The sequence below is a fragment of the Rhodopseudomonas pentothenatexigens genome (assembly GCF_900218015.1).
Classification (GTDB): Bacteria; Pseudomonadota; Alphaproteobacteria; order Rhizobiales; family Xanthobacteraceae; genus Rhodopseudomonas; species Rhodopseudomonas pentothenatexigens.
Map to the genome: position 1 here is coordinate 89,381 of NZ_UFQQ01000009.1, position 20,744 is coordinate 110,124.

Consider the following 20,744-nt stretch of genomic DNA (forward strand, 5'->3'; position numbering starts at 1 on the left):
TCGTGGTTTGCGGGGAAACTACCGGCCGCCCGAACCAGCGGCCATTTCGAAATCCGTGACGGGGCGAGATCGGGATTTCCCGATCTGCCGTCGTCGCAGAAGATTCGTGTTGCGTGTGCGGCCCGCGATGCCCGCCGCGCCTTCGCGCTGCGCGCGACGCGAAGGTGGCTTGGGCGCCGTTTGGGTGGCGGGACGCGGTGCCGCTGCTGGTTACTGCAGCCGCGGGCGGACATCTTTCGCGCAGCGGGTCGCGGCCTTCTGGGCGGCGACCAGCGAACCGAACGACTGTCGCTCCAGACTGTTGAAGTCGTGATGGGCCGCGAAGAAGCAGAACTTGCGTCCGTCCCGGACGACGATGCCGGCGGTGCGGGCGTGAACTTCAATGACGTAAGCGTCGGACATGACTCTCCCACTGGCAAAGCCAGCGCCTTCTGATCTCTGATGATGTCGGTGGTGTCGAAACGGTGTCGGCGTCAGCCGAGGATCATTCGACAGCGACAACAGAGGCCGGAGCGGGGAGGAGAGAGCCGGGTGGCCGTCCGGGCCGGCGCGGTCGCGCGCAATGCAGTGGTGGTGCGGCGATGCGTGGCAGGTCGTTCAGCAATGATCGAGATGTTGGCGTTCATGAGCCGATCTCCGTCAACAAAGGAGCCCACGAGCCGTGTCGTGGCGCTTTAGCGATTAAACCCGCGGCGCAAGCTGCTCCGTCAAATCCCGCGATCCGCGTCAACGAAGGACGTCGGACGAGTCAAATCTGCCTGACCTCGATGTGAAGTCAACGTTCGCGGAAAAATAAGATCGATTTGGCGCGGGATCGCGACAACGAGCAAGCGGTGATGTCTGCGCGATCGCGTGGAGAGAAATTTCTGCTGCGCTGCGCCTGTCGCTTGCTTGGCGGAAATCCGGAGGCGACCGGCATCGACGGCAGAGGCGGTGTGCGAGCAATGATCGGAATCGCAGGTGCCGGTCAGGGCTGAGCCGCGGGACCGGACGGTCGTGCTGTCCCGCCCGCAATGCCGGTACCGTCGGCCGCCGCGATCCCGCTGAAGTCGATCGCCTCTCCGCGCATCCGCGACAACGAGGCGAGCGCGCGGTCGCGATCGCCCTCGAGCAGTTCGCGGTAGTGGGATTCGGCCGCATTCGGGCGGCGTTGACGGATCGAGCGCAAGGTCGCCGCCATCAGGTCAGCGCTGAGCCGGCGGATCTTGCGGGTCTGATAGTCGAGCGGCGATTTCCAGATCGTGGTCCACACCGTCTGGTTGGCGAGGTCGGCGAGCAGTTCGACCAGCAACTCGTTGCCGGAACCCCGCGCAATGGTTCTGACAGCGCGGGTCGTGGTGCGCGCGAAGCCGATCGGATCGTCGATCTCGACACCCGCATTCAGCTCGTCGCAGCGCCGCGCCAGAGTCTCGACGAAGCTCTCGATCGGCGAGGTCGCCATCGTCCGCACCGCGAGCATCGACAGCGCCGTGCGGACGTTGAACAGATCGGCCACCGACTTCAGCGACAGCGGTTTGACGTAGGCGCCGCGCCGCGGGTTCAGTTCGACCAGCCGGCGCCGTTCGAGAATGCGGATCGCTTCGCGGATCGGGCCGCGACTGACGCCGAAGTCGCGCGCCAGATCGAGCTCGACGAGACGCTCGCCGGCCTTGCGGCGGCCGGAGACGATATCGGCGCCGAGTTCTTCGGCGATCTGATCGGGCAGCGTCCGCAGAGAGAAACGGCCCGCCGGGGCGCCGTCGTCGTCGCCCACAGCCCTGCGATGGTTTGTCGCTGCCATGATGTCTCCTCGCCTCCGTGACGGCGGCTCGCGCGTTGCCGCTCCTTCGTAGCGCGACAGTCGATTGTTGACAATCGACAAACCGTGTCCTTTGATGGCGCCGCCGACGCCGGTCAGGGACCGGCGACAAGCCGAAACAGGCGACGGCCCGCACGCGGACGCGGCGGATCAAGGGAGGATATGGCGATGACGTTCGCGCAGGTGCGAACCCGCACCCGAGATGTCGGGTCGAAGTGGCTTGAAGTAAGCGCCGCCTCGCCGCTGTCGCTCGTGTTGAATCGGTTCGCGCCTGGCTCTGCGGTCGCCGTCCGCGGCGTGCTGAGCTGACGCGCGCGATGTCGGTTGGCCAGACCATCGAGTTGAACGGAGCAGCCGCGCCGAGCGGCGGTGGATCGCCGCTTCTGGCGGTGCGCGATTTGTCGCTGTCGTTTGCCACGGCCAGCGGTTCATTGCCGATCACGCGCAACGTCGGCTTTTCGATCGCGCCCGGCGAACGCGTCGGGTTGGTCGGCGAAAGTGGCTGCGGCAAGACGGTCACCGGGCTCTCGCTGCTGCGGCTGCTGCCGGCGCACAACGCGCAGGTCCGCGGCGAGATCAGGTTCGAAGGCGTCAACCTGTTGGAATTGTCCCCGCGGCGGATGCGGGCGGTGCGCGGCCGCGACATCGCGATGATTTTTCAGGAGCCGATGAGTGCGCTCGATCCGGTGTTCACCGTCGGCGATCAGATCAGCGAAGCCTATCGGGTGCATTTTCCGGTCAGCCGGGCCGAGGGCCGTGACCGCGCCATCGAGGCGCTGCGCGAGGTCGGCATTCCGGCGCCGGAACGGCGCTGCGACGAGTATCCGCATCAACTCTCCGGCGGCATGCGGCAGCGCGTGATGATCGCGATGGCGCTGATCTGCAAGCCGAAGCTGTTGATCGCCGACGAGCCGACCACGGCGCTAGACGTTACCGTCCAGGCCCAGATCACCGACCTGCTGCGGTCGCTGAGCGAACGGACCGGTACCGCGCTGATTTTCATCACCCACGATCTCGGCGTTGTCGCCGAGACCTGCACGCGGATGATCACGATGTATGCCGGCGAGGTCGTCGAAGACGCACCGGTCGACGACGTGCTGACGCGGCCGCGCCATCCCTACACCTCGGGTCTGCTGCGTTCGCTGCCGGGACTCAGCGCGCGCCGCGGTGTGCTGTCGTCGATTCCCGGCCGCGTGCCGTCGCCGAATGCGATGCCGGCCGGCTGCCGGTTTCGCGCGCGCTGCGCCCACGCGGCGGCCGGTTGCGAACGCGAGCAGGCGATGGTCGAGGTCGATGCCGGCCATGGCGCTCGCTGCTGGCGCGCGGCCGAACTGGCGTTGCCGGGAGCGGTGAATTGACAGATTCAACTTCGCCCACTCCGAGCGAGATCATCGCGGTGCGCGATCTGCGCATCCTGTTTCCGACCCGCGACGGCCACGACACCGTCAAGGCGGTCGACGGCATGGATTTCGAAGTCCGGAGCGGCGAGACCTTCGGCATCATTGGCGAGTCCGGGTCGGGCAAGACCACGCTCGGCCGCGCTTTGGTATCGCTGCTGAAGCCGACCGAGGGACAGATCCTGCATCAGGGCGTCGATCCCGCTGGGCTCGGCGCCAAGGCGTTTCGTCGGCACCGCCGCGACTACCAGATCGTGTTTCAGGACCCCAACGCCGCGCTCAACCCGCGAATGACCATCATCGACAGCGTGATGGAGCCGCTGGAGATCGTCGGCGAGGGCGATGCGGCATCGCGCCGTCGCCGCGGCATCGCGGCGATCGAGCGGGTCGGTCTGTCTCCCGAGGCCGCCGATCGCTATCCGCATCAGCTCTCCGGCGGACAGAAGCAGCGCGTCAACATCGCGCGGGTGTTGACGCTGCGTCCCAAAGTGATCGTCTGCGACGAGGTGGTGGCGGCGCTCGACGTCTCGATCCGCGGGGACGTGCTCAACCTGTTCGCCGATCTGCAGCGCGAGTTCGGTCTCACCTATGTGTTCATCACACACGATATCTCGGTGGTGTCGCACATCTCCGATCGGATTGCCGTCACCTATCTTGGCAAGCTGATGGAGCTCGGGCCCGCCGAAGACGTGATCGAGCGCCCGATGCATCCTTATACGCGTGCGCTGCTGTCGGCGGAGCCGATTCCATTGCCCTCGCATCTGCGGGTCGATCGCCGCATCATTCTCGAAGGCGAGATTCCGAGCCCGGTGGCGCCGCCGTCCGGCTGCCGGTTTCGCACGCGCTGCCCCTCGGTGCAGCCGCGCTGCGCCGCCGAGGCGCCGGCGTGGCGCGAGGTCAGGTCGGGACACCGCGTCGCCTGTCATTTCGCGACCACGGAAGGTCCGCCACCCGATCAACGACAAGCAGAAAACACAACAATCATGGGAGGACCAACATGCGCGTGATCGATTTGGGAAACCGCACCTTACGCCGTCGCGAAGTTCTGGCGCTGTTCGGCGGCGCCGCCGCGGCCGGCGTGCTCGGGTTGCCGGGCGAAGTGCTGGCCGCCAAGACCGGCGGCATACTCAAGGTCGCTGCGCCTGCCAATCCGTCGTCGCTCGATCCGGCGACCGGTGGCGCCGGCTCCGATCACAGCATCCTGTGGACCATGTACGACACGCTGGTCGAATGGGACTACGACACGTTGAAGCCGAAGCCCGGCATGGCGAAGTGGTCGTATCCCGATCCCAAGACCATGGTGCTGGAGATTGCCGAGGGCATCAAGTTTCACGACGGCACGCCGCTCGACGCCGAGGCAGTCAAGTTCAACCTCGATCGCAATCGCTCCGACCAGCGTTCCAACGTCAAATCCGATCTGCTGACCATAGAAGCTGTTGAAGTGACCGGCCCGCTTCAGGTGACGCTGAAGCTGAAGAATCCCGACACCTCGCTGCCGGCGATCCTGTCGGACCGCGCCGGCATGATGGTGTCGCCGACCAATATCAAGGCGCTCGGCAACGAAACCGACCGCAAGCCGGTTGGCGCCGGCCCCTGGAAATTCGTGCGCTGGAACGACAACGAAATTATCGTCGTCGCCCGCAATGAGAATTACTGGCGCAAGGGCCGACCGTTCCTCGATGGTATCGAGTTCAACATCATCCCGGAGAACGCCACTGCGCTGCGCTCGGTGGTCGCCGGCCAGAACGACATGACGTTTCAATTGCCGGCGCGGCTGAAGCCGGTGATCGAGCGCGCCAAGGATCTCAAGATGGTGTCGTCGCCGACGCTGTACTGCATCCAGGTGTATTTCAACTACGCCCGCGCGCCGCTCGACAACGTCAAGGTCCGTCAAGCGATCAACTTCGCGCTCGATCGCGACGCCTTCGTCAAGGCGGCGCTGAGCGGGCTCGGCGAACCGGCCCGGATGACGCTCCCGAGCACCCATTGGGCCTACGCCAAGGACGTCGCCGGCACCTATCCGCACGATCCGGAGAAGGCGAAGAAGCTTCTCGCCGAAGCCGGCTACAAGGACGGGCTGGAAATGTCGATCGGCGGCTACACCGACCAGGATTCGGTGCGGCGCGGTGAGATCATCCAGGATCAGCTCGGCAAGGTCGGCATCAGACTGAAGTTCACCCGCGGCACCATCGCCGAGATCAGCGCGCAGTTCTTCGCCCAGGAGAAGAAGTTCGACCTCTTGGTGTCGGCCTGGACCGGCCGGCCCGATCCGAGCATGACCTACGCGCTCGGCTTCGACAAAGGCGCCTACTACAACGCCGGCCGCACCGCCGATCCCGAGCTGTCGAAGCTGATCCAGGAGAGCCGGGCCAGCCAGGATCTCGCCGAGCGCGCTGCGGTGTTCGCCAAGATTCAGCGCATCACCGTGGGGCAGGCGCTGTCGGCTCCGCTGGCGTTCCAGTACGAGCTCGATGCGCTGTCGGCGAAGGTGAAGGACTTCCAGCCGAACCTGCTCGGCAAGCCGAAGTTCGAGAACGTCTCGCTCGCCTGATCGTCCGGCGCCGCGAGCGATCGCGGCGCCCTTCTCTGGACTGGTTTCGCCATGTTGAACGCTCCGCGTCTGCGCATCATCGGTCGCCGCCTGCTGCACGCGGTGCCGGTGGTGGTGCTGTCCACCTTCATCGTGTTCGGGCTGCTCAAGCTGGTGCCGGGCGACGTCGCGGTGACGCTGGCAGGCGACAACGCGTCCGAGCAGCGCATCGCCGAGATCCGCGAACTCTACGGCCTGAACCAGCCGTTCCTGGTGCAATACGGCTCGTGGCTGGCGAAGGCGGTGCAGGGCGATCTGTCGAATTCGCTGGTGTCGAGCGAGGCGGTGCTGACTTCGATCGAACGCTGTCTGCCGCACACGCTGCTGATCGTGGCGCTGGCGCTGCTCACAGCGCTGGTGATCGGCGTGCCGCTCGGCATCGCGGCTGCGGCGAAGCCCGGCTCGTGGATCGACGGGATCGTGATGGCGGTCGCATCGCTCGGCGTCGCGGTGCCGAATTTCTGGCTCGGCATGCTGCTGGTGGCGTTCTTCTCGCTGCAGCTCAACTGGCTGCCGGCCACCGGTGCGGTGTCGCTGATGAAGGACCCGGCCGCCGCGCTCAGCCACGCGCTTCTGCCGGCATTGGCGCTCGCCTCCGGCGGCATTGCCGAGGTGGCGCGGCAACTGCGCTCTTCGCTGGTCGAGATCATGTCGTCGCAGCAGGTCCGCACGCTGCACGCCAAGGGCCTGCCGCCGTCGTCGATCCTGTGGCGGCACGGGCTGAAGAACGTCAGCGTCAATTTGCTCACCGTGATCAGCCTGCTCGCCAACCGGATGCTGGCCGCAACCGTGGTGGTGGAGGCGGTGTTCGCCATTCCGGGGATGGGCGGTCTGATCGTCAACGCCGCGATGAACCGTGATTTTCCGGTGGTGCAGGGCGTGGTGTTCACCATGGTGCTGATCGTGGTGGCGCTGAATCTGCTCACCGACATTCTCTACAGCGTGCTCGACCCGAGGATCTCGTCATGACGACGGTCTCGCTCACCGCCCCGCAGCATCACCACCGCTGGCGTCGATCGCGCCGTTTCCTGCGCTGGTTCGTCTCCGATCTGCGCGGCGCCATCAGCCTCACGTTTCTGCTGATCCTGCTGGTGATCTCGCTGTTGGCGCCGTGGATTGCGCCATACGATCCGGTCGCCCAGGACATCGATGCGGCGCTGGCGCCGATGTCGGCACAGCATTGGCTCGGAGCGGACGATCTCGGCCGCGACACCCTGAGCCGGTTGATCTACGGCGGCATGGCGTCGCTGTATGCGAGCTTCCTGGCGGTCGCGATCGCCGTGCTGATCGGCGTCCCGGTCGGCATCCTCGCCGGCTATCTCGGCGGCTGGGTCGATACCATGATCAGCCGCGTCATCGACAGCTTCCTGTCTTTCCCGGCGATCGTGCTGGCGATCGCCGTCACCGGCGCGCTCGGCATCGGTCTCACCAACGGCATGATCTCGGTCGGCATCGTGTTCGCGCCGCAGCTTGCGCGGCTGGTGCGCGCCCGGACGCTGGTGGTGCGGCAGGAGCTGTATGTCGACGCCGCGCGCTGCTTCGGTGGTTCGACCGGCCGCATCCTGTGGCGTCATGTTCTGCCGAATGCGATCCAGCCGGTGATCGTGCAGGTGACGCTGCTGCTCGCCGCGGCGCTGCTCGCCGAGGCCAGCCTCAGCTTCCTCGGCCTCGGCATTCAGCCGCCCGATCCGAGCTGGGGCGCGATGCTGGCGCGCGCCTATCAGAACATGGAGATCGCGCCGGAGCAGATGTATCCGCCGGGGCTCGCCATCCTGTTCACCGCGCTCGCCTACAACACGCTCGGGGAATCCTTGCGAGCGGCGCTCGATCCGACGATGAAACGCAACTGATCAATCAAGAACAACAAGGACGGGACATGACCGTGGACGCCAAGGAAGCCGACTATCTGGCAAAGCTGCACGAGCTGTGGGCCAAGGCGTGGCCCAAGGGCACGCCGCGCGAGCCGCAATATCTGCACGGCGAAGTCGCGCTCAGCGAGTACCTGCGCGCCTGGGCGAAATCGGCGCCGCTGCGGCCGGCGGTGATCTTCTACGGCCACGTCACCACCTACGCGGATCTCGACGAGCAGAGCGACCGCTTCGCTGCATTGTTGATGCAGAAGGGCGTGAAGAAGGGCGACCGCGTCGCGGTGTTCCTGCCGAACTGCCCGCAGTTCCACATCGTATTCTTCGGCATCCTGAAGCTGGGCGCCATCCATGTGCCGGTCAGCCCGCTGTCGCGGGCGTTCGAGCTGTCCTACGAGCTCAACGATACCGACGCCGAAGTCATCGTCGCGCTCGACCAGCTTGCTGGCGTGGTGGAACAGGTTCGCGGCGAAACCTCGCTGCGCGAAGTGATCGTCACCAGCTTTGCCGATGTGATCCCGGCCGATCCGACGATTCCCGTGCCGGATTCGGTCAGCGGCCCGCGGATAGCGGTGCCCGGCGCGACCGACCTGCTGCCGGCGCTCGCCGCGCTGCCGAAGCCGGAGCCGCTGCCGCCGGCCGCGCTCGATGACGTCGCGGCGCTGAACTACACCGGCGGCACCACGGGCATGCCGAAGGGCTGCGTCCACACTCAGCGCGACATGGTCTACACGGCGGCCGCTAATCACGGCATCTCGGTGGTGGCCGATCAGAACAGCGTGTTCCTGTCGTTCTTCCCTGAGTTCTGGATCGCCGGCGAGAATTTCGGTCTGATCTTCCCGTTGTTCACCGGCGCAACGCTGGTGCTGCTGGCACGGTGGGATGCGCTCGGCGTGCTGAGCGCGATCCAGCGCTATAAGGTCAACGTCACGGCGATGCCGGTCGACGGCGCGGTCGAATTGATGGATCACCCGCGCTTCAAGGAGTTCGATCTGTCCTCGCTCAGCCAGGTGCGGGTGGTGTCGTTCGTCAAGAAGCTCAACCCGACCTATCGCAAGCGCTGGAAGGATCTCACCGGCACGATCCTCACCGAAGCCGCGTGGGGGATGACCGAGACCCACACCTCCAACACCTTTACGGCAGGCTTTCAGGGCGACGATTTCGATCTGGTGTCGCAGCCGATCTTCGTCGGGCTGCCGGTGCCGGGCGCTGAGTTCAAGATCACCGACTTCGAGACCGGCGAGCTGGTGCCGCTCGGCGGCGAAGGCGAAATCCGCGTGCGCACGCCGTCGTTGTTGAAGAGTTACTGGAACAAGCCCGAGGCGACCGCGCAATCGCTGGTCGATGGCTGGCTGCGCACCGGCGACATCGGCACCATCGATTCCGATGGCTTCCTGCACTTCCTCGGCCGCCGCAAGGAGATGCTCAAGGTCAAGGGCATGAGCGTGTTTCCGCCGGAGATCGAAGCGCTGCTCGGTCAGCATCCGAAGGTGCTCGGCTCAGGCGTTGTGGGACGCGACGATCCCGGCAAGGGCCAGGTGCCGGTCGCCTTCATCCAGCTCAAGCCGGAAGCCGAAGGCACAATCACGCCGGCCGAGCTGCAGGCCTGGTGCGCCGAGCGGATGGCGGTCTACAAGGTTCCGGAGATCCGTATTATCGACGCGCTGCCGATGACCGCGACCGGCAAGGTGAAGAAGCAAGAGCTCAACGCCAACGCGCCGCTGTGAAACGAGACGGCCGGCGACGCGAAGGCGTCGCCGGCTCATGCGACCTGCTGAGGAAATCCCCAATGTCGTTCCGAAAATTGCTGATCGCCAACCGCGGCGAGATCGCGATCCGTATCGCGCGTGCCGCCGCCGAGTCCGGCCTCACCACGGTGGCGATCCATCCCGCCGACGATGCGGCATCGCTGCACGTCCGCATCGCCGATCACGCCGAGCAGATCCCCGGCCGCGGCGCGCGGGCTTATCTCGATATCGAGGCGGTGATCGCGGCGGCGAAGGCGGCTGGCTGCGATGCGCTGCATCCCGGCTACGGCTTCCTCAGTGAGAATGCCGACCTGGCGCGTCGCTGCGCCGAGGAGGGCATCACCTTCGTCGGTCCGTCGCCGGAGGCGCTGCGGCTGTTCGGCGACAAGGTCGCCGCCAAGGAGCTGGCGAAGCGCTGCGACGTTCCGATCATCGCCGGCACCGTCGGCCCGTCGTCGCTCGAAGAGATTCAGACGTTCTTCGCATCGCTCGGCGACAAGCCGGCGGTGATGATCAAGGCGATGGCTGGCGGCGGCGGCCGCGGCATGCGCGTGGTCGAGCGCGCCGAGGATCTCGCCGACGCCTATGCGCGCTGCCAATCCGAGGCCAAAGCGGCGTTCGGCTACGAGGGTGTCTATGCCGAGCGGCTGATCCGCAACGCGCGGCACATCGAGGTGCAGATCATCGGCGACCGCCATGGCAATGTCAGCCAGCTGTGGGAGCGCGAATGCACGATCCAGCGCCGCAATCAGAAGCTGGTCGAGATCGCGCCGAGCCCGTCGCTATCGGAGAGCCTGCGCGGCCGCATCGTCGAGGCCGCCAAGGCGCTGGCATCGATGGCGAACTACGACAGCCTCGGCACTTTCGAATTCCTGGTCGACGGCGACGCCGGTGAAGGCGACGGCGTCTATGCGTTCATCGAGGCCAATCCGCGACTCCAGGTCGAACACACCGTGACCGAAGAGGTGCTGTCGGTCGATCTGGTGCGCGCCCAGCTCGCGGTCGCAGGTGGCGCAACGCTGGCATCGCTCGGACTCGATCAGCCCTCGGTGCCGCGGCCGCGCGGCTTCGCGATTCAGCTCCGCGTCAACATGGAGACGATGGACGCCAAAGGCGCGACCAAGCCGACCGGCGGCACGCTGGCGATCTTCGAGCCGCCGTCCGGCCCTGGCGTTCGCGTCGATACGTTCGGCTACGCCGGCTACACCACCAGCGCGGCTTACGACTCGCTGCTGGCCAAGGTGATCGTGCACGGCCGCGGCGACTGGGCCGAGGCGGTTGCAAAGGCCGCGCGGACGCTGCGCGAATTCCGCATCGGCGGCGTTGCCACCAACGTGCCGTTGCTGCAGGCGATCCTCGCGCACGCCGATTTCAAGGCCAATCGGGTCAGCACCAGTTTTATCGATCGCCATGTTGCCGAGCTGGTCGAGGCTGCGCAGCAATTCGACCATCCGCTGATCGCGACCGAAGGCGCCGACCCGCGCGGCAGCAGCGCGACGGTTGCTTCGGAGCCGGTCCCCGAAGGCGCGGTCGCGATCGCCGCGCCGCTGCAGGGCACCGTGGTGGCGATCACGGTCGCGGAAGGCGACGTGGTGCGGCCGGGGCAGCAGCTCGCGGTGATCGAGTCGATGAAGATGGAGCATCTAGTCGCGGCCGAGCAGGGCGGCCGCATCCGCCGCATCGTCGCCGCCGACGGCGTGACGCTGATGCAGGGCGAGCCGATCCTGTATGTCGAACCGCAGGAGGTCGAAGGCGATCACGTCGTCGCCGAACAGGATGTCGATCTCGACGCGATCCGGCCCGACCTCGCCGAGATGCTGGCGCGACAGGCCAACACCCTCGATGAGAACCGGCCGGACTCGGTGGGGCGGCGGCGCAAGACCAATCAGCGCACCGCGCGCGAGAACATCGCGCAGCTCGTCGACGACGGCTCCTTCATGGAATACGGCAGCCTGGCGATCGCCGGCCAGCGCCGTCGTCGCTCGCTCGACGATTTGATCAAGAACACCCCGGCCGATGGTCTCGTCACCGGTGTCGCCACCGTCAATGCCGCGGAGTTCGGCGAGCACGCCGCGCGCTGCATGGTGATCGCCTACGACTACACCGTGCTGGCCGGCACCCAGGGCCACATGAACCACAAGAAGATCGACCGGATGCTGACGCTGGTCGAGCAGTGGCGGATGCCGCTGGTGTTCTACGCCGAGGGCGGCGGCGGCCGGCCGGGCGACACCGACCGGCTCGGCATGACCGGGCTCGACGGCCCGTCCTTCGTGCAGTTCGCCAAGCTGTCCGGCCTGGTGCCGGTGGTCGGCGTCGTCTCCGGCTATTGCTTCGCCGGCAACGCCGCGATGCTCGGCTGCTGCGATGTCATCATCGCCACCCAGAACGCCTCGATAGGCATGGGCGGGCCGGCGATGATCGAGGGCGGCGGCCTCGGCGTGTATCACCCGGCCGAAGTCGGCCCGGTGTCGTTCCAGGCGCCGAACGGCGTGGTCGACATTCTGGTGCAGGACGAAGAGGAGGCGACCCGGGTCGCGCAGAAATATCTGTCCTACTTCCAGGGCGCGGTTGCCGAGTGGAAAGCGCCGGACCAGCGGCTGCTGCGGCGGGCAATTCCGGAGAACCGGCTGCGGGTCTACGATATCCGCAGCGTCATCGATCTGATCGCGGACGAAGACTCGGTGCTCGAACTGCGCCGCGATTTCGGCGTCGGCATGATCACCGCCTTCATCCGGATCGAGGGCAAGCCGTTCGGCCTGATCGCCAACAATCCGAAGCATCTCGGGGGCGCGATCGACGCCGACGCCGGCGACAAGGCGGCGCGCTTCCTGCAGCTCTGCGATGCGTTCGACATTCCGATCGTGTCGCTGTGCGATACGCCCGGCTTCATGGTCGGTCCGGAAGCGGAGAAGACCGCGATCGTCCGCCATGTCGCGCGGATGTTCGTCACCGGTGCCAGCCTCACCGTGCCGCTGTTCGGCATCGTGCTACGCAAGGGCTACGGCCTTGGCGCGCAATCGATGATCGGCGGCGGTTTCCACGCCTCGTTCTTCACCGCGGCCTGGCCGACCGGTGAATTCGGCGGCATGGGCCTGGAAGGTTACGTCCGCCTCGGCTTCCGCAAGGAGATGGAGGCGATCGCCGATCCGGCCGAGCGGGAAGCTTATTACAAGAACAAGGTCGCGGAGCTGTATGCCAACGGCAAGGCGGTCTCGATCGCCTCGGTGTTCGAGATCGACAACGTGATCGACCCGGCCGAGACGCGGCGCTGGGTCATGGCCGGGCTGCGCTCGGTGCCGACGCCGCCGGAGCGCACCGAGCGCAAGCGGCCCTGCATCGATACCTGGTAGCAGCCGACGACTGTCCGAACGCATTGGGAGTGAGACGATGACGCAAGCCGCTTTCGAGACGCCGATCGACGACACCGGCGAGGCGCTGGCCGGGCCGTGGCGACAGCCGCGGCAGATGCTGCATGCGCAGGTCTACGACTCGCACGCCTCGATCCACGACGACGCAACCGCGCAGAAGCTCGGCTTCAAGGGCGGCACCATCGAGGGCCCGACGCATTTCAGCCAGTTCGCGCCGCTGTGCGAACGGCTGTGGGGCAAGGAGTGGTTCGAGACCGGCTGCATCTCGGCGCATTATCGTAACGCCGCGTTCGAGGGCGAGGACGTTCAGGCGATCCTCGATAAGCCGGTGGCGGGCGCCCGTCACACCACGATCCGCATGGTCAAGCGCGACGGCACCGAAGTGCTGCGCGGCACCGCCTCGGTCGGCCGCGACGCGCCGGCTTCGGCGCTCGACGTCCGGCTCACCGAGCTGAAGCCTTTGGCCGATCCGGTGATCCTGCGCGACATCTCGGTCGGGATGACCACCAAGACCCAGGCGGCGCAGATGGACCATGAGCAGATCATGGGCGAGCTGTATCCGTTCTCGCTGGCGCAGAAGCTCGAGGTGATCACCGAGCCGTCGCCGTATTATCGGCCGGGCGGCGGCTCGCCGTGGGGCAAGCCGATCATCCCGCTGGAGATGCTCAGCGTGCTGTTCCAGTATCTCAGCAAGCAGGATGGATTGCCGGTGCGTGGTCCGGTGGTCGGCCTGTTCGCCGATCAGGAGATCCGGCTGATCGAGGGGCCGCTGTTCGTCGGCGAGCCGTACCGGATCGAGCGCAAGGTGGTGGCGCTGTCCGGCAGCAAGCGGACCGAGAGCATGTGGGTACGCAGCGAAGCCTATGACGCCACCGGTCGCCTGGTCGCGACCATGCTGCTGAATTCGGCGACGCTGAAGGATTCCTACGCGCCTTATGCGCAGGAATACGCCGCGCTGTATCCAGCGCGATAGACGCCGGCCTATTGCGTCAGGAACAAACTCGCGGCGATCGCCACCGTGATGATTGCGGTGGCGACGACACCGGTCGTCTGCAGTGCGCCGAACCGGCGCATGACGAACGCGAAGGCGATGATGATCGCCGAGACGACGATCAGCCCCAGCTTGGCTTCGGTCATGTTTTCCCTCTTTCTCCGAGTGGCGGCGATTCTAGCGGCCGGCGGGGAGCGTAGTTTGTCGGGGCGCAACCTGCGGTGAACTGCCTGCGAGTTTGTCGCGGCACAACGTTCCGGTGGGCTCGCCGTCTATCGTCGCGCCATGACCGACGCGATCGCAGCGGGCCTGCCCGCCTTGCCCGACAGCCCCGAGAGCCGCATCGCGCCCGGGGCCAGCGCGCTCGACTCGCTCCCCGGTCACCTGATGATGTGGGTGCTGATCTTCAGCGAACTCGCTGCGTTCGGCGCGTTGCTGATCGGGTTCCAGATCGCGCGGGCGCTGCAGCCGGATGCGTTCTCGGCCGGGCAGGCGCAGCTCGACCCGGCGCTCGCCGCCGCCAATACGCTCTGTCTGGTGTCGAGCGGCTGGTTCGCCGCCAAGGCCAGCGCCGCCGCTCATGATGGGGCACGCGATGCGACGTGGCGCTGGACCCTAGGGGCCTGTCTGCTCGGCGTAGCGTTCATCGCCATCAAGCTGTTCGAATACGCCGTCGAGATCGGCCGCGGCGCCGACATCGACGGCAGCACCTTCTTCACGCTGTACTTCTTGCTCACCGGGTTCCATCTGCTGCACGTCGCGCTCGGAATCGCGATCCTGCTCGCCGTCGCCTGGCGCGCCAATGCGGCCGCGGTCGAAAGCGGAACTTGTTTCTGGCACATGGTCGATCTGGTGTGGCTGGTGATGTTCCCGATCGTCTATCTGATGCGGTGACGCGATGATCCAGTTCACTCAGCGCCGGGATCGCAGCGCGATTGCTCTGCTGCTGCTGACCATCCTCGGTGTTTTACTCAGTCGGGGTGCCGCTGCGGCGTTCGCCGGCGGCGCCGTGCTGATGGTGATCGCGGTGCTGAAGGCCCGCCTGGTCGTGCTCGATTACTTCGGGTTCCGCGGTGCGCCCGGGCCGTGGCGGGCGCTGTTGTTGGGCTGGATCGCGCTGGTGGCGTGCGGTGCACTCGCCTCGCCATTGGCGCAGGCCCTTCGCTAATCGTTCCGAACCTTGAGCTAGCACAAAGTTGCGGCGGTCCGGTCGATTAGTTTCGCAGCCGAAGCTGCAGCGCCGCACCTTCGCCTCCCCACATCGAAAAAGGAATCACGTGATGGCTGAACGCCTCACCAAGTCTGCCGCGCGCAACGTGTTCTTCGGCGGCTCGGCCTTCTTCTTCGCGATCTTCGTCGGGCTCACCGCCCACAGCCATTATTACATCGCGACCAAGTCGACCGACGCCTCGACACTGACCCCGTCGGTGGCCCGCGGCAAACACGTCTGGGAAAAGAACTCCTGCATTAACTGCCACACCCTGCTCGGTGAGGGTGCGTATTTTGCTCCTGAACTCAGCAATGTCTGGGTGCGCTGGGGCGGCGACAAGGATCCGGCCCAGGCCCGCGAAATGCTGAAATCCTGGATGGCGTCGCAGCCCTCCGGCGTCCCGGGGCGGCGGCAGATGCCGCAATTCCACCTGACCGATCAGGAGGTCGGAGATCTGGCTGATTTCCTGGAATGGACCAGCAAGATCAAGACCCAGAACTGGCCGCCGAACGACGCCGGCTGAACCGACCCTCGCGCATCCGCATCAGAAAGACCTCGTGATGAAATACCAAACCCAAAAGGTCGCGTTGCTGTATTTCTACGGCGCGTTGACGCTGTTCCTCGCCCAGGTGACGTTCGGCGTGCTCGCCGGCACCATCTACGTGCTGCCGAACACGCTCTCGGAGCTGCTGCCCTTCAACATCGTCCGGATGATCCACACCAATGCGCTGATCGTCTGGCTGCTGATGGGCTTCATGGGCTGCGCCTATTATCTGGTGCCCGAAGAAGCCGAGAACGAGCTGTTCAGCCCGTTGCTGGCGAAGCTGCAGTTCTGGCTGTTCTTCGGCGCCGCCGGCGCCGCCGTGGTCGGCTACCTGTTCCACTATCACGAGGGTCGCGAATTCCTCGAGCAGCCATTCGTGATCAAGATCGGCATCGTCGTGGTCTGCCTGATCTTCCTGTTCAACATCACCATGACGGTGCTGAAGGGCCGCAAGACCACCATCACCAACATTCTGCTGTTCGGGCTGTGGGGCGTGGCGATCTTCTTCCTGTTTGCGTTCTACAACCCGATCAACCTCGCGCTCGACAAGATGTACTGGTGGTACGTCGTGCACCTCTGGGTCGAGGGCGTGTGGGAGCTGATCATGGCGTCGGTGCTGGCGTTTCTGATGATCAAGCTCAACGGCATCGATCGCGAAGTGGTCGAGAAATGGCTGTACGTCATCATCGGCCTCGCGCTGTTCTCCGGCATTCTGGGCACCGGCCACCACTATTACTGGATCGGCGCGCCGGGCTATTGGCAGTGGATCGGCTCACTGTTCTCAACTCTCGAAGTCGCGCCGTTCTTCACCATGGTGGTGTTCACCGTGCAGATGACCTGGAAGGCTGGGCGCAAGCACGAGAACCGCGCTGCACTGCTGTGGTCGGTGGGCTGCTCGGTGATGGCGTTCTTCGGTGCCGGCGTCTGGGGCTTCCTGCACACGCTGTCCAGCGTGAACTACTACACCCACGGCACCCAGGTCACCGCGGCGCACGGCCATCTCGCCTTCTTCGGCGCCTATGTGATGCTGAACCTGGCGATGATGACCTACGCCATCCCGCAGCTCCGCGGCCGCGCGCCTTACAATCAGGCGCTGTCGATCGCCAGCTTCTGGCTGATGTGCACGGCGATGAGCGTGATGACCTTCGCGCTGACCTTCGCCGGCATCATTCAGGTGCATCTGCAGCGCGTGCTCGGCCAGAGCTACATGGAGGTGCAAGACCAGGTTGCGCTGTTCTACTGGGTGCGGCTCGGCTCCGGCGTCGCCGTGCTGATCTCCGCGCTGATGTTCGTCTGGGCGATTCTCGTCGCCGGACGCACCAAGCAGGCCACGCTCCCAGGCGCCCTGCAGCCGGCCGAATAGGCTTCCCGGCGGCCACGGTGATCGTGGCCGCCTCTTTCCTCCCACGGAGATCGCCATGAAGCCCGCTCTGCACGCCATCGACGCGACGCTGCCCGCTCCGCCACCCTACACGCCCGCCGGCAACGAACGCGCGCTGTTCGAACACGCCTGGAAGCGACGGGTGCCGCTGCTGCTGAAGGGGCCGACCGGCTGCGGCAAGACCCGCTTCGTCGCCCATATGGCGGCGCGGCTCGGCCTGCCGCTGTTCACCGTGTCCTGCCACGACGACCTCACCGCGGCGGATCTCACCGGCCGCTATCTGCTGAAGGGCGGCGAAACGGTGTGGGTCGATGGCCCGCTGACCCGCGCGGTGCGGGAAGGCGGCATCTGTTATCTCGACGAGGTGGTGGAGGCCCGCAAGGACGTCGCGGTGGTGCTGCATCCGCTGGCGGACGATCGCCGCGTGCTGCCGCTGGAGCGCACCGGCGAGGAGCTGCAGGCGCCGCCGCATTTCATGCTCGTGGTGTCGTACAACCCTGGTTACCAGAGCCTGCTCAAGGCGCTGAAGCCGTCCACCCGGCAGCGCTTCGCCGCTATCGAGTTCGGATTCCTTGCACCCGAGCAGGAGATCGCGGTGGTGGCCGCCGAGAGCGGTCTGCCGAGCGAGCGCGTCGCGCCGCTGGTCGCGCTCGCCGGCCGGCTGCGCAAACTCAAGGGTCACGATCTCGAAGAGGGCGTCTCCACCCGGCTATTGGTGTATTGCGCCAGCCTGATCGGCGAAGGCCTCCCGGTGCGCGACGCCGTGCTCGCCGGCCTGATCGAGCCGCTGACTGACGACGCGGATGTGAAGGCCGCGCTGATCGACGTCGCCGGCGCGGTGCTCGGGTGACCTGATCTCGACGCGGTCATTCCGGGGCGCCGCGCAGCGGCGAACCCGGAATCACTCTCGACAACAATCTCGGGATTTCGGGTTCGCGAGCTGCGCTAGCGTCCCGAACGACTCCCTGGGACTTCGCGGACTGACACCATGCTCGACTTCCTCGAACTCGAAGAGACCGTCGGCCGTGCCTGGCATCGGCTGGTCGGGCGCGCCGCGAGCTATCCGGAGCATCCTGAGCACGCGGCGACGCTGAACGACTGCCGCGCCGCGCTCGGCGTGATGTATCGCGGGCTCGGTGGTGAGACTGCGGTGCAGCTTGCTGCGAGCAGCGCGCGCACCTCCGGACATCGGCTCGGTTGGCGGCAGCGTATCGGGCTCGGCGAGGAGCGGCTGATGCAGCCCGGCCGCGACGACGCGACGTTGTTTTTGCCCGACCGCATCGCGCTGTTCGCCGATGTCGATCTCAATCGCGCGTTGTATCGCTGGCTGGCGGCGTGGTTTGCGGTGGCGCCGGACGGCAGGGTGCAGGAAGCCGATCCGCTGCGGCGCGACGTTCTGCTGCTGCGACGGGCATACGCGACGACGCAACAGGTGCTGGCCGCCTATCCCGGTCTCCGCGGCTCCTACCATCAACTTGCGGCAGCGACGGCTGCGGCGCGGCCACGCCGGGCGTTGCCGCGGATGGAGAGCGATCTCGAAACGGCGATCCAGGCGCTGCTCGGTGCGGACGTGACGCCGGACACCGAGCTGTGGCGGATGATCGTGACCGATGGCGAGATCTCCGTGAACTCGCCGCCGGGTTATCAGCCGTTCCTGCCGTGCCCGTTGTGGGGCGAGGTCTGGACCCGCGACGTCGAGGATCCGGGCCGCGATCCCGACGAAACCGACGAGGCGACGTCCAAGTCATGTTCGGAGCCACGGCGCAAGGCGGCAAAGCGGAAGGCGGACGATGGGCCGAGGCGCGATCCCTTGGCGCTCAACCGGTTCGAGAAGATCCTGGCGATGGCCGAGATGGTCAATGTCGATCGGCCGACCGACGAGGATGACGACGAACATGCCGACAAGGCGGCCGACGATCTCGACGAGATCACCATCGGCAAATCCACCAAGAAGCCCGCGAGCAAATTCCGCTTCGATCTCGATCTGCCGCCGCAGGCGATCGAACACAGCCGGCTCACCGCCGGCAAACTGTATCCGGAATGGGACTACAAGCGCGGCGGTTACCTCGCAGACCATTGCCGGGTGCTGGCGCAGGTGGCACCGGAGCAGGGCGAGGCATGGCAATGCGGTGAGGCGACACGGGCGCTGATCAAACGGGTGCGGCGCCAGTTCGAAGCGCTGCGCCCGCGGCACGAGGTGCTGCGGGCGCAAGCCGACGGTCATGATCTCGATCTCGACGCGCTGGTGCGCTCGCGCTGCGAGATCGCCGCCGGCGACGGTGGCTTCGACCGCTTCCATCTCGCGGCCCGGCCGCAGGCGCGCGATCTGGCGGTGACGCTGCTGGTCGATGTCTCGTTGTCGACCGATGCCTGGATCGACAACCGCCGCGTGCTCGACGTCGAGAAGGAAGCGCTGACGGTGCTGGCCCATGGCATCGAAGCCTGCGGCGATCAGCACAGCATCCTGACCTTCACGTCGCGGCGCCGGGATTGGGTGCGGGTCGAGACGGTGAAGGGCTTTAACGAGAGCATGAGCCCGCTGGTCGAACGGAGGATCGCCGCGCTGAAGCCGGGTTACTACACGCGGATCGGCGCGGCGCTCCGCCATGCCGGCGCCGAGCTGGCCAGGCAGCCGCAGCGCAAGAAGCTGCTGTTGGTGCTGACCGACGGCAAGCCCAACGACGTCGACCATTACGAGGGCCGGTTCGCGCTCGAGGACAGCCGCAGGGCGGTGCAGGAATCGCGCCGCAGCGGCATCGCGGTGTTCGGCGTCACCATCGATGTCGACGCGCAGGCGTATTTCCCGACGCTGTTCGGCCGCGCCGGCTATGCCATCGTCGGCCACATCGGCCGGCTGCCGGCGGCGCTGCCCGGCATCTATCGCAATCTGATGGGGTGAGCGGCCGGGGCCGCTCACTTCATTTCCTTCATCACCTGGGCGTAGGTCAGCAGCGCGAACAGCGCGGTGCCGCCGAACACGTTGCCGATCAGCACCGGCGCGATGAACCCGCCGAGCACCTGGACGACGCTGACCGAGCCGTCCCACATCAGCATGAAAGCCTCCATGCTGCCGGCGACGATATGCAGGAAGCCGCCGGCCGAAATCAGCCAGGTCATGACGATGATGATCCAGACCTGGCTGCCTTCGGCGCTCGGCAGCAGCCACACCATCGCGGCGATCAGGAAGCCGGCGGCGATCGCCCTGAACATCGAATCGAGCCAGCCATAGGCCAGCGCATGCCGGCTGAGCTCGAGCATTTCGCGCTTGAGATCGGGATCGATGGCCGGCGTGAAACTGCAGAACGCCGCCGCGAACAGCGTGCCGGCGAAATTCGCCAGCAGCACCACCGCCCACAAGCGCGCCGCGCGGCCGAGATTGCCGATCGACCAATCGGCGATCACCGGCAGCACCACCGTGATGGTGTTCTCGGTGAACAACTGCTGGCGTCCCAGCACCACCATCAGAAAGCCGATCGAGTAGCCGAAACTGGTGACGAGCAGCCGCCAGCCTGCGGGTTCAAGATGCTGCTGCAGCACCGCCTGCGCCAGCAATGAGAAACTGATCGACAGGCCGGCGGCGAGCCCCGACCACCACAGCGACACCACCGGCCGTGCCATTTCCTCTTCGCCCAGCCGGCGGACGATCTCGTAGATGACCGGCGTGCGCGGCGTCGATCGCGCTTCGACGTCCTCTACCTCGCGCTCGGAGATCGGCGCATGGTTGGCCGGCGTGTCGGCGGCGACGCGGGTCGAGTCGGGCGAATGATAATGCTGCGCTGACGCCATCGATCACCTCGGTTGCGCGGGGGCACGCACGGGATCGCGCCGCCCTCGGAACCCCTGTCAAGCAGG

General features: G+C 66.3%; 19 protein-coding genes and 1 pseudogene. 15 read left to right on the forward strand and 5 right to left on the reverse strand.

Translation table 11 applies throughout. From position 1 onward, the window contains the following. Positions 1–210 precede the first annotated feature (210 nt). From DWA33_RS10230 to DWA33_RS10235, 3 genes are all read right to left on the reverse strand, one after another. Positions 211–402 carry a hypothetical protein gene (locus DWA33_RS10230; RefSeq protein ID WP_110784744.1) on the reverse strand — a complete coding sequence of 64 codons (192 nt, stop codon included), beginning with the start codon at positions 400–402 and terminating at the stop codon, positions 211–213. A 71-nt stretch (positions 403–473) separates the two neighbouring features. Beyond that, positions 474–626: a hypothetical protein gene (locus DWA33_RS25160; protein ID WP_167443177.1), complete on the reverse strand. Its 153-nt coding sequence runs from the start codon at positions 624–626 to the stop codon at positions 474–476. Between the two features lie 341 nt (positions 627–967). Beyond that, complete coding sequence (locus DWA33_RS10235) at positions 968–1,780, reverse strand: GntR family transcriptional regulator (RefSeq protein WP_114357985.1); 813 nt, start codon at positions 1,778–1,780, stop codon at positions 968–970. Positions 1,781–2,247: 467 nt separating this feature from the next. On the opposite strand from DWA33_RS10235, the pseudogene DWA33_RS25685 reads away from it, so the two are divergent. The 9 genes and pseudogenes from DWA33_RS25685 to DWA33_RS10275 all read left to right on the forward strand — a co-directional run. Continuing rightward, a pseudogene (locus DWA33_RS25685) lies at positions 2,248–2,811 on the forward strand (ABC transporter ATP-binding protein); the annotation flags it as partial. 39 nt (positions 2,812–2,850) lie between these two features. Beyond that, on the forward strand, positions 2,851–3,156 hold the full coding sequence (locus DWA33_RS25690; RefSeq protein WP_430707875.1) for an oligopeptide/dipeptide ABC transporter ATP-binding protein: 306 nt from the start codon (positions 2,851–2,853) through the stop codon (positions 3,154–3,156). Then, the gene (locus tag DWA33_RS10245) at positions 3,153–4,202 is read left to right on the forward strand and encodes an ABC transporter ATP-binding protein (RefSeq protein ID WP_114357987.1); all 1,050 of its coding nucleotides are present in this window, start codon (positions 3,153–3,155) and stop codon (positions 4,200–4,202) included. Before DWA33_RS25690 ends, DWA33_RS10245 begins: the two co-directional genes overlap by 4 nt. Then, a complete protein-coding gene (locus DWA33_RS10250; RefSeq protein ID WP_114357988.1) occupies positions 4,193–5,746 on the forward strand; it encodes an ABC transporter substrate-binding protein in 1,554 nt (517 codons plus the stop codon). Before DWA33_RS10245 ends, DWA33_RS10250 begins: the two co-directional genes overlap by 10 nt. Positions 5,747–5,797: 51 nt before the next feature. Further along, positions 5,798–6,754: an ABC transporter permease gene (locus DWA33_RS10255; RefSeq protein ID WP_114357989.1), complete on the forward strand. Its 957-nt coding sequence runs from the start codon at positions 5,798–5,800 to the stop codon at positions 6,752–6,754. Next, positions 6,751–7,635, forward strand: a complete 885-nt coding sequence (locus DWA33_RS10260) for an ABC transporter permease (protein WP_114357990.1) — start codon at positions 6,751–6,753, stop codon at positions 7,633–7,635. Before DWA33_RS10255 ends, DWA33_RS10260 begins: the two co-directional genes overlap by 4 nt. Before the next feature lie 26 nt (positions 7,636–7,661). After that, on the forward strand, positions 7,662–9,377 hold the full coding sequence (locus DWA33_RS10265) for an AMP-binding protein (protein ID WP_114357991.1): 1,716 nt from the start codon (positions 7,662–7,664) through the stop codon (positions 9,375–9,377). A 62-nt stretch (positions 9,378–9,439) separates the two neighbouring features. Then, positions 9,440–12,748: an acetyl-CoA carboxylase family protein gene (locus DWA33_RS10270; RefSeq protein WP_114357992.1), complete on the forward strand. Its 3,309-nt coding sequence runs from the start codon at positions 9,440–9,442 to the stop codon at positions 12,746–12,748. A 37-nt stretch (positions 12,749–12,785) separates the two neighbouring features. Further along, positions 12,786–13,739: a hotdog fold domain-containing protein gene (locus tag DWA33_RS10275; RefSeq protein WP_114357993.1), complete on the forward strand. Its 954-nt coding sequence runs from the start codon at positions 12,786–12,788 to the stop codon at positions 13,737–13,739. A gap of 8 nt (positions 13,740–13,747) precedes the next feature. Here DWA33_RS10275 and DWA33_RS25165 read toward each other — a convergent pair whose 3' ends face one another. Further along, positions 13,748–13,903 carry a hypothetical protein gene (locus tag DWA33_RS25165; RefSeq protein ID WP_167443178.1) on the reverse strand — a complete coding sequence of 52 codons (156 nt, stop codon included), beginning with the start codon at positions 13,901–13,903 and terminating at the stop codon, positions 13,748–13,750. Between the two features lie 139 nt (positions 13,904–14,042). Between DWA33_RS25165 and DWA33_RS10280 the strand changes: the two genes are divergently transcribed. From DWA33_RS10280 to DWA33_RS10305, 6 genes are all read left to right on the forward strand, one after another. Next, complete coding sequence (locus DWA33_RS10280) at positions 14,043–14,651, forward strand: cytochrome c oxidase subunit 3 family protein (RefSeq protein WP_114357994.1); 609 nt, start codon at positions 14,043–14,045, stop codon at positions 14,649–14,651. 4 nt (positions 14,652–14,655) lie between these two features. Continuing rightward, a complete protein-coding gene (locus tag DWA33_RS10285) occupies positions 14,656–14,925 on the forward strand; it encodes a cytochrome C oxidase subunit IV family protein (RefSeq protein WP_114357995.1) in 270 nt (89 codons plus the stop codon). A gap of 112 nt (positions 14,926–15,037) precedes the next feature. Further along, positions 15,038–15,490 carry a c-type cytochrome gene (locus DWA33_RS10290; RefSeq protein ID WP_114357996.1) on the forward strand — a complete coding sequence of 151 codons (453 nt, stop codon included), beginning with the start codon at positions 15,038–15,040 and terminating at the stop codon, positions 15,488–15,490. A gap of 37 nt (positions 15,491–15,527) precedes the next feature. Further along, on the forward strand, positions 15,528–16,874 hold the full coding sequence (locus tag DWA33_RS10295) for a cbb3-type cytochrome c oxidase subunit I (protein ID WP_114357997.1): 1,347 nt from the start codon (positions 15,528–15,530) through the stop codon (positions 16,872–16,874). A gap of 55 nt (positions 16,875–16,929) precedes the next feature. Continuing rightward, positions 16,930–17,742 carry a CbbQ/NirQ/NorQ/GpvN family protein gene (locus DWA33_RS10300; protein ID WP_114357998.1) on the forward strand — a complete coding sequence of 271 codons (813 nt, stop codon included), beginning with the start codon at positions 16,930–16,932 and terminating at the stop codon, positions 17,740–17,742. Positions 17,743–17,880: 138 nt separating this feature from the next. Continuing rightward, entirely contained in the window at positions 17,881–19,791 is a 1,911-nt protein-coding gene (locus DWA33_RS10305) for a nitric oxide reductase activation protein NorD (protein WP_114357999.1), read from the forward strand. Positions 19,792–19,805: 14 nt separating this feature from the next. Here the strand turns inward: DWA33_RS10305 and DWA33_RS10310 are convergent, their stop codons facing one another. Beyond that, complete coding sequence (locus tag DWA33_RS10310; RefSeq protein WP_114358000.1) at positions 19,806–20,678, reverse strand: formate/nitrite transporter family protein; 873 nt, start codon at positions 20,676–20,678, stop codon at positions 19,806–19,808. Between the last annotated feature and the right edge of the window lie 66 nt (positions 20,679–20,744).